The organism is Synechococcus sp. B60.1 (assembly GCF_047462555.1).
In the GTDB taxonomy this organism is placed as follows: domain Bacteria; phylum Cyanobacteriota; class Cyanobacteriia; order Thermostichales; family Thermostichaceae; genus Thermostichus.
The window spans coordinates 2,944-10,210 of sequence record NZ_JANSJN010000099.1 but is presented as its reverse complement, the minus strand read 5'-3'; the positions used below and the strand labels follow the sequence as shown (position 1 = coordinate 10,210).

Genomic DNA, 7,267 nt, shown 5'->3' with positions numbered 1-7,267 from the left:
AAGTGTACTGGGGAAAGGCTAAGCTTTGGCATAATTCTAAGTGCATTGTCTCATGCGGCGGTGCACCTCTAGAAATTTTGAGGTTGGTCGTGGCAGGGCTAGGAGCCAACTCTCAACCTAACGTGCTCCCGAAGCAGGCAAGCCCAAGCTATTGGTTCTCCACTTCCAAAAGGAGGGATCCCGCCTGCCCTGATGTCCTTACCCCTGGCCGCTGGGGAGATAAACTCGGAAGATGAGCAGAGGCAGAGGGAGAGGTGCCCAGGGGGCTGGAAAGCGGCGATGGAACAAGCAAGGCAACTGTGGCAAGCTCTGCTGCTGCGGGGTTTTCCTATCGATTCCTGGTGGCAGGGCAGCCTTTTGGGCCGCCTGTCGGGATCCCTGAAAAACTGGGGCCAAGGCAGCTTGCTCGTCCAAGGCTTGGACGGGATTGGCTTGGGTCTGGTGTTGCTCTACTGGGTCTTTTCCTCCCAAAGCTCCACCGGCATCCTCGGCCTAATCCTACTGGCCATGGCGGCGCTTGTGGTCTTGAGCTGGCTGGTGGAAACCCCGACTGGGCTACCTGTCCATCTGCCCCTGGGCCTTTTCTGGGGAATTGCTACCCTGGCAACGCTCCTCTCGCCGGTTCCCTATGCGGCGCGGGATGGCTGGCTGAAGCTGACGCTCTACTTAGCCGGCTATCTGCTTTTGCATCGTCTGCTGCGCCAACCCCAATTCCGAGATGGGATTGTTGGATCCCTGCTCTTGGTCAGCCTGGGGATGGGGATCTACGGCCTGCGGCAGTACTTTTACGGGGCGGCCGAACTGGCCACCTGGGTAGATCCAGAATCGGGCTTGGCGGGCCTGACACGGGTGTACAGCTTTCTGCGCAACCCTAACCTGTATGGGGGCTACCTGGTTCCCCTCCTCCCCTTGGGGCTGGCTGCCATTTGCCTCTGGCCGGGTTGGGGGATCAAGCTTCTGGTGGGGTTTACAACCGCCGTCAACCTTATCTGTCTGGGGCTGACCTACAGCCGCGGTGCCTGGATTGGGGGGCTGGCAGCGCTGGGGATGATGGCCCTGCTGCTGGCCCAATGGTACGCCCCCCGCCTGCCGGCCCGTTGGCAGCGCTGGACGGTGCCGGCTCTCTTGGGAGGGGGCGCAGCCGCGCTGCTGCTTGCCATCTTGACGGTACGCCCCTTGCGGCTACGGGCTCAGAGCCTCCTTTGGGGACGGCTAGATACCAGCAACAACTTTCGCCTCAACGTCTGGGCGGCGGTGCTGGAGATGATCCGCGACTTTCCCATCTTGGGGATCGGCCCTGGCAATGTCGCCTTCAACCGCGTCTATCCCCTCTACCAGCGGGGCAACTTCAGCGCCCTTGCAGCCTACTCGGTGCCGCTCCAGATTACCTTGGAGACGGGCTTAGTCGGATCCCTAGCTTTTGCTTGGTTCCTCCTGGTGCTCTGGGATCACGGCTGGAGAGGCTGGAAACGTTTACTTGCCTGCCGGGATCCCCAGGGCCTGTGGGTGGCGGCAGGTTTAGCAGCCTGCACCGGCATGATGGCCCACGGCCTGGTGGACACCATCTGGTACCGTCCCCAGGTGCAGATGCTGTGGTGGCTGGCAGTGGCCCTCGTCACAGCCAGTCTGGATTCTCCTCGATCCTCAACGGCCGGTGAAAGACTAAGCTCGTGAGATGCCAGCGCGAACTTCTTAAAAAGCTAAAGTAGCCCAGGCCTAGCCTTCTGGTCTTGACGAGAGCAAATCTAGAGTGGTAAGCATTCTCAGTAGAAGAACGAAAATGTATCTAGATTTACAATTTGCAGGTTTTAGTAGTGTTAGAAATTAGCGGGATTGTTGGGGATATGGGAGGCCAATGAAAAAGATCGAGGCTATAATTCGGCCCTTCAAGCTGGATGAGGTGAAAATTGCCCTGGTCAATGCCGGAATTGTCGGCATGACAGTGAGCGAAGTGCGGGGTTTTGGTCGGCAAAAAGGACAAACCGAGCGCTATCGGGGATCCGAGTACACGGTAGAGTTCCTGCAAAAGCTGAAGGTGGAGATCGTGGTCGAAGACGACCTGGTGGACACGGTGGTGGAGAAGCTGATCGCGGCGGCTCGCACCGGCGAAATCGGGGACGGCAAGATTTTCATCAGCCCTGTCGAGAAAACCATTCGCATCCGTACCGGCGAACTCAACCAAGACGCCCTGTAAAGCAGGGAAGGTCTTGGAGCCTGGGTAGCTCGATCCGAGTCCCAGGCTGGCTTGCAGTGGGCAAATGAGGGATCTTTGCCCCAGTTAATGCGTTGTAAAAGTACCGTCACTTTAGGTGAGTCGAAAAGCATGTCTACAAGGATGATCCAAAGACTCAAAGGCCAAGCACTGCAGTGGCTTTGGCAACCAGCTCAGGGGGGCCTAACTGCTGCTCTGACGATTTCGCTGGTTTTCCTGTTGGGTCAGGAGAGCGCCTTCGCTCAGGACGCGGAAGTCGTACAGAAACATGCTGACATTGTCTGGACGCTGGTGGGGGCAGCCTTGGTGTTCTTCATGCAGGCGGGGTTCGCCATGGTGGAGACGGGCTTTACCCGCGCCAAGAATGCCGCCAACATTATGATGAAAAACCTGATGGACTTTTGCATGGGCTGTTGCGCCTTTTGGTTCATCGGGTTTGGCCTGATGTTTGGAGAAAATACTGGCTTCTTTGGCCGGAGCTGGTTTGCTTTCAGTTGGCAGCAAGCCCACGAAGCAGGGGACTGGCCTTTTACATTCTTCGTCTTCCAGATGGTGTTTGCCGCCACCGCTGCCACCATTGTTTCCGGGGCCATGGCGGAGCGCACCAAGTTCGTGGCCTACCTCATCTACTCTGTCGTCATCTCTGGGCTGATCTACCCCATCTCGGGGGGCTGGGCTTGGAATGGGCTGTTTGGCGACTACAACGGTGGCACCAGCGGCTGGCTGGAAGATCTGGGCTTCATCGACTTTGCCGGTTCGGGCGTAGTGCATTTGGTGGGGGGCGCTTCCGCCTTAGCCGGGGCCATGGTGCTTGGCCCTCGCATCGGCAAGTACGGCCCCAACGGAGAGCCACGGGCGATTCCCGGCCACAACCTGCCTCTGGGGATGTTGGGGGTGTTTATCCTCACCTTGGGTTGGATTGGGTTCAACGCCGGCTCGACCACAGCCGCCAGCCCCGATATCGGCTGGATTGCCATGAACACGCTGCTGGCAGCTTCGGCAGGGGCTATTGGGGCGATGATCACCTGCTGGGTGCATTTTGGCAAGCCGGATATGACCTTTGCCGCCAACGGGGTGCTGGCCGGCTTGGTAGGGATCACTGCTCCTTGCAACACTGTCCACCCTCTGGGAGCTTTGATCATCGGTTCGGTGGCCGGGATCCTGGTGGTCATCTCGGCGGTGATTCTGGATACGGTGCTGAAGATTGACGACCCGGTGGGCGCCGTTTCGGTACACGGCACCTGTGGTATTTGGGGGGTGTTGGCAGCAGGGATCCCTTGGTTTGCCCACGCCAACTCAGGGGTGACCTGGGCGCAATTTGGGGTACAAGTTGTGGGCGCTCTAGCCTATTTCTTCTGGCCTTTCATCACCTGCTTGATCCTGTTTTTGATCCTCAAGGCAACCGTTGGCCTGCGCACCAGTGCTGAAGAGGAGCTGGCCGGCTTGGATGTGGGCGAGCATGGTAACGTGGCCTACCCGGATTTTGTGATTGCTTCTGCCGAGTTGGACCAACCTTGAGGCGGCACCCCGGCTCTGAAGGGGATCCAGCGGCACCAATCGCCACTGTCAACGATGAGGAGGGCCAAGCCTGGCCCTCCCTGGCTGTAAACTGGGATGCGGTTGGATGCACTTTTGGATCCCATGCACCTGTTGATCCCGGCGGCTGGCAGCGGCAAGCGAATGGGGGCGGCGGTCAACAAGCTGTTGTTGCCACTTTTGGGTCAGCCTGTCCTGGCTTGGACGTTGCGGGCGGCAGATCGGGCGCATTCCATCGAGTGGATTGGCATTCTCTCCCAACCCGGCGACTGGCCGGCCATGGAGCAGATCCTGGCGTCCATCGAGCTGTCCACGCCGGTGCAGCTTCTGCAAGGAGGGGTGACGCGGCAGGAGTCGGTTTACAGGGGGGTGGAGTATCTCTATGGGCTGGGAACGGTGGAACGGGTGTTGATTCACGATGGGGCCCGCTGCCTGGCCACCTCTGAGTTGTTCGATCGCTGCAGCGCCGCCTTGGAGCAAGTGGACGGCTTGATTGCCGCGATCCCTGTCAAAGACACGATTAAAGTAACCGCAAGCGGCCCCAAGGGGATCCAAATCGAATCGACACCGGAGCGTAGCCGGCTGTGGGCAGCCCAAACGCCCCAGGGCTTTCGCCTGTCGCTGTTGTGGCAAGCCCATCGGGAGGCACTGGCCCAGGGGTGGCAGGTAACCGATGACGCAGCCCTATTCGAGAAGCTGGGTTGGCCGGTTTACATCGTGGAAGGGGAGGAGTCTAATCTGAAGTTAACCACCCCCTGGGATCTGGTGCTGGCCAAGCAAATTCTACAGCAGCGCCTCGATCCGGCGCGCTAGCCCAACTCACTATGGCGGTGGCCCTGCCGCAGAGCCGCCTTCTGCCACACCCGACTGCGCCAGCGGCTGAGCAACAGGCTGGCCAAGCCGGCGACATAGATCAGCATGGCCAACCAGCCCCCCACAGCCCCCCATCCCAACCCCGGCAGAAAAGGGATCCAGCTTTGGGGAAAGATCAGTATTTGCGCCAAAGGCAAGAAAAAGAGCCAGCTCATCCCGAGCATGATCGCCATGGGTGCCCGCACATCTCCCGCGCCGCGCAGGCATCCCACTGCAGAGAAGTTGATGCCATCGAAGAGAAACGAGACTCCGATGATCCGCAGCAGCCTCCCCCCCAGATGCAGAATTGCTGCGGCGTTGGCGTCTTTCCCTGTAACGAATAGGCCGAGCAGGGCTTGCCCAAAAAGCGCCAGCCCGCCGCCGATCACAGCCATGTAGCCGAGCGTCCAGCCCATCACGGCATTTCCCAAGCGCATTGCCCAAGCTGGCTGACCGGCGCCAATAGCCTGGCCCACTAGCACCGTGGCCGATTGTTCCAGGCCGATGGCTGGCAAATAGGCAAAGCGAGACAACATCAGACACAGGTGGGCCGTTGCCCCCTCCACAGCCCCCAACTGGCCTAGCATCAACTGAAACACCGTGAAGGAGCTCATATCCGCCAAAGCGTAGATCCCAATCGGCAGGCCCAATCTCAGCAATGGCCGCAACGGTTTCCAGCCCGTGCGCCAGGTTTGCCGCGTAGCGTAGTCGCGGTGGATCCAAGCTGAGAGAAACACCAGCAGGTAGAGGGTCAGCTCCCCATATTCCGACAGGATTGTGCCCCAGGCGGCTCCAGCGATCCCCCAGTCCAAGCCGAAAATGAATAGGGTATTGAGGATGCTGTTGAGCAACACGCTCCAGCCACTCACCCAGAGAGTGATCCAGGTGCGGCCAATGCCGTTAAAAAAACCCGACAAGGCAAAGGTGCCCAAGAGGGCAGAGCCTCCCCAAACGCGAATTTGCCAATAGGCCGCTGCTTGCTCCGCCACCCCCGGCGGCAGGGGCAGCCCTCCATACAGCAAGCCTCCCAACAGCGACAAGAGACCGCACAGGGGAAATAGGCCCAACCCCAGCCCCACTCCCGACCAAGCATAGCGAGAGGCCCCCTTTGGATCTCCGCTGGCGTAGGTTTGCGCCACCAAGGTTTGCACTGCTCGCCCCAGACTCAGGAAGGGGGTCAAGGCCACCTGGGTGGGCAGCCAGGCGGCGTTCATCCCGGCCAAGGCTTGGCTGGAGATTTGACCAATAAACCAAGTGTCGGTTATGCCCATCAGCGCCTGGATGCCAGCGCTGAGCACCAAGGGCATCGCCAACCTCAGCACAACCCCATGATCCACCCGTGGGATCCCTCGGGCATCTAGCCGTTGCGCAATGCCCCTCACACCCTTTCCCTCCTCTGTGCTGCGCAACAACAGGCAACCTCTCGACTGAGCTGTCTGTATGCTATTATACTACAGAGATAATACGGACTGGAGCGAGGGAGGGATCCCTTCCCACCTTTGGGAGATTAGCTGCTGTTAGGATGCTGGCTGCTGGGGCGAGAGGAGAGCGGATGAGCGAGCAGACTTCATCCTACTGGCCTGTCCACATTGTCGGCGCCGGCCCCGGGGATCCTGAGCTGATTACCCTGCGGGGCCAGAGAGTACTCGCGGAAGCAGATGTAGTATTCTACACAGGTTCTTTGGTGCCGGAGGGGCTGCTGACCCATTGTCGCCCTGGGGTGGAGGCCATCGATACACGCGCTTTCACCTTGGAAACGCTGCTGCCTCAGATGGTGGAGCGGGTCAAGGCAGGGCTGCGGGTGGTGCGGCTGCAGGATGGGGATCCGTCTCTTTACGGTGCTCTGCACGAGTTGCTGATTCGGCTGGCGGAGGCTGGGATCCCCTTTGAGATCGTGCCGGGGGTGAGCGCCTTTCAACTGGCAGCCGCCCGTTTGCAAGTGGAGCTAACGGTGCCGGAGCTGGTGCAGACGATCATCCTCACCCGCGCCAGTGGCCGGACGCGTGTGCCGGCAGCGGAAGCCCTGGCCAGTCTGGCGGCTCACCGCGCCTCTCTGTGTCTCTACCTGAGCGCCCGCCATGTGGAACAAGCCCAGGCGGATCTAATGACCCACTATCCTGCCGATACCCCGGTGGCCATTTGCTACCGTCTGGGCTGGCCGGACGAGCGGATCTGGCTGGGATCCCTGGCGGAGATGGCAGCCCTCACGCGGCAAGCCGGCCTGGAACGCACCGTGCTCTACCTCATCAGTCCCGCCCTACGGGGCTTGGCAGGAGCCGGCTCGGCCCGCTCGCGGCTCTACAGCCCTGACCACGCCCACCTCTTCCGCCCCAAAATTGGCCGGCGGGCCCATTTGTAACAGCCTCTTTCAGTATATTGACGGATGACGGCAGGCTGAAGATAATAAGGCAGCACGATGAGGCCAGAGGCTTTGACTGCTGGCTACAAGGCGCTCCTCTTCCTCAAGAGAAGTGGATTTCTTTTGGATTGGAGTTGTTGCAAGACTCTTCATTTCCCTCTTTGACTGGTGAGAGCTCTAACCTTATGGATGACTCATCTGCTGCTCGCAGCGCGGCAACCCTGATCAAGACTTTGCAGAAGGCCCTTGCTCCCCTGCCAAGCCGTTCGGCGCTGAAACAAGATGTCCTTTACCTGATGGTGGATCTG

7 protein-coding genes are annotated in these 7,267 nt (G+C 59.8%); 6 read left to right on the top strand and 1 reads right to left on the bottom strand.

Going from position 1 to position 7,267, the window contains the following annotated elements:
* The first annotated feature begins 279 nt into the window (after positions 1 to 279).
* From NW863_RS10665 to ispD, 4 genes are all read left to right on the top strand, one after another.
* Positions 280 to 1,674 carry an IctB family putative bicarbonate transporter gene (locus tag NW863_RS10665; RefSeq protein ID WP_414366264.1) on the top strand — a complete coding sequence of 465 codons (1,395 nt, stop codon included), beginning with the start codon at positions 280 to 282 and terminating at the stop codon, positions 1,672 to 1,674.
* Positions 1,675 to 1,855: 181 nt separating this feature from the next.
* A complete protein-coding gene (locus NW863_RS10660) occupies positions 1,856 to 2,194 on the top strand; it encodes a P-II family nitrogen regulator (RefSeq protein ID WP_414366262.1) in 339 nt (112 codons plus the stop codon).
* A 129-nt stretch (positions 2,195 to 2,323) separates the two neighbouring features.
* Complete coding sequence (locus tag NW863_RS10655) at positions 2,324 to 3,730, top strand: ammonium transporter (RefSeq protein WP_414366261.1); 1,407 nt, start codon at positions 2,324 to 2,326, stop codon at positions 3,728 to 3,730.
* Positions 3,731 to 3,853: 123 nt separating this feature from the next.
* Positions 3,854 to 4,561 carry a 2-C-methyl-D-erythritol 4-phosphate cytidylyltransferase gene (gene ispD, locus NW863_RS10650; protein WP_414366265.1) on the top strand — a complete coding sequence of 236 codons (708 nt, stop codon included), beginning with the start codon at positions 3,854 to 3,856 and terminating at the stop codon, positions 4,559 to 4,561.
* Here the strand turns inward: ispD and NW863_RS10645 are convergent.
* Positions 4,558 to 5,982 (bottom strand): MATE family efflux transporter, encoded by a 1,425-nt coding sequence (locus tag NW863_RS10645; protein ID WP_414366260.1) that lies wholly within the window; start codon positions 5,980 to 5,982, stop codon positions 4,558 to 4,560. The genes ispD and NW863_RS10645 overlap by 4 nt on opposite strands.
* 170 nt (positions 5,983 to 6,152) lie before the next feature.
* Here NW863_RS10645 and cobM point away from each other — a divergent pair, with 170 nt between their 5' ends.
* Positions 6,153 to 6,959, top strand: coding sequence for a precorrin-4 C(11)-methyltransferase (gene cobM, locus NW863_RS10640; RefSeq protein WP_414366259.1), 807 nt, complete (start codon positions 6,153 to 6,155; stop codon positions 6,957 to 6,959).
* Positions 6,960 to 6,976: 17 nt separating this feature from the next.
* On the top strand, positions 6,977 to 7,267 hold a 291-nt coding region (locus NW863_RS10635), incomplete at its 3' end, for a hypothetical protein (RefSeq protein WP_414366258.1).

Excerpts from the sequence above, each read along its gene's own strand:
- NW863_RS10665 (WP_414366264.1), top strand. The coding sequence starts at position 280 with ATGGAACAAGCAAGGCAACTGTGGCAAGCTCTGCTGCTGCGGGGTTTT.
- NW863_RS10660 (WP_414366262.1), top strand. The coding sequence starts at position 1,856 with ATGAAAAAGATCGAGGCTATAATTCGGCCCTTCAAGCTGGATGAGGTG.
- ispD (WP_414366265.1), top strand. The coding sequence starts at position 3,854 with ATGCACCTGTTGATCCCGGCGGCTGGCAGCGGCAAGCGAATGGGGGCG.
- NW863_RS10655 (WP_414366261.1), top strand. The coding sequence starts at position 2,324 with ATGTCTACAAGGATGATCCAAAGACTCAAAGGCCAAGCACTGCAGTGG.
- cobM (WP_414366259.1), top strand. The coding sequence starts at position 6,153 with ATGAGCGAGCAGACTTCATCCTACTGGCCTGTCCACATTGTCGGCGCC.